Annotated in this window: 1 protein-coding gene; it reads left to right on the top strand. The window is 64.9% G+C overall.

The window, feature by feature from the left end; genetic code table 11:
- Positions 1-594: 594 nt before the first annotated feature.
- On the top strand, positions 595-1,224 hold a 630-nt coding region (locus tag AB0I23_RS41535), incomplete at its 3' end, for a reverse transcriptase domain-containing protein (protein ID WP_436847087.1).

The following is a 1,224-nucleotide window of genomic DNA, read 5'->3' as shown; positions in this document are numbered from 1 at the left end:
TTGTGCGCCATGAGGCGCTGCTTTATCGAGCGGAGATGAAAGGGCTCCGCCGCTGATTCTGTCGCAGCAGGACAGCGTAGCTGAGGAAAGTCCGATCCGGGAGATGCCGGGGAGGATGGAAGCAATCCTGACAAAGCCGGGGTGCGCCAGCACTACCAGATGGTGTGGGCCCGGCGAGCGAGATGGAGAGGTGTACGCGAGGAACCGACGTTTACGTCCCTCAATGAGTTGCCGGCTCGAACCTGGTAGATCTGGGCCGGATGCGATGCGCACCCACTCCCTCATTACGGGGTGGGGAACTCTTGGGTGGATTTAATGCCGTCCGCCGGGAGGCCGCGAGGAAAGGCTGCGGCGTACTCGTGGCGATGTCGCAGGGACACAGTCGGGCGCCTACTCCAACAAACGATAAGCAGTGAACATGGGAACCGCCCGGTGGCTGTTCCCGCCCGGGTATCTCCAGTGCCCGAAAGCGGGATGGGTTCATCGTCGACCGAGAGTGCCGGGCGGGGCGGAGCCGCCGTAGTAGTCCGGGCCGGGGAAAGCCTGTGCGCATGGCGAAGGGCGGCAGCGGAATCGAGAAGGGAGGAGTCTGCAATGTCGAGAGAAGCACCGGTGAATACCGGTGCCCCTCTTCCGGCCGCCTCGCTCGACGAGGCGCCCCGGGGGCGGGTATCGGGGATGCAGGCCAAGCTTCACCGTTGGGCGGCGGCCGATCCGGGCCGCCGGTTCGACGATGTGTTCAACTGGGTGCACGACCCGGCCACGCTGCATGCGGCGTGGCTACGGGTCGCGGGCAACACCGGGGCGCGCACTGCGGGATCCGACGGCCTGACGGTCGCTCGGATTGAGGCGGAGATCGGCGTTCCGGTGTTCTTGGACGGACTGCGGTGGCAGTTGAAGGCCGAAGAGTTCCGTCCCCAACCGGTGCGGGAACGCAAGATCCCCAAGCCCGGCGGGGCGGGAAAACTCAGGCGCCTGGGAATTCCTACTGTCGCCGACAGAGTTGTCCAGGCCGCACTGAAATTGGTGATGGAGCCTATTTTCGAGGCCGACTTCGAGCCGGTCTCCTACGGGTTCCGCCCCGCGCGGCGCGCTCACGATGCTATCGCTGAGATCCACCGATACGGCACCTCGGGATACCGATGGGTGCTGGACGCGGATATCGAGGCGTGCTTTGATTCGATCTCACATTCTGCCCTGATGGACCGGGTGCGGATCCGGATC

The sequence above is a fragment of the Streptomyces atratus genome (assembly GCF_040655115.1).
Classification (GTDB): Bacteria; Actinomycetota; Actinomycetes; order Streptomycetales; family Streptomycetaceae; genus Streptomyces; species Streptomyces atratus_D.
This window is presented reverse-complemented; position numbering and strand designations above follow the sequence as displayed.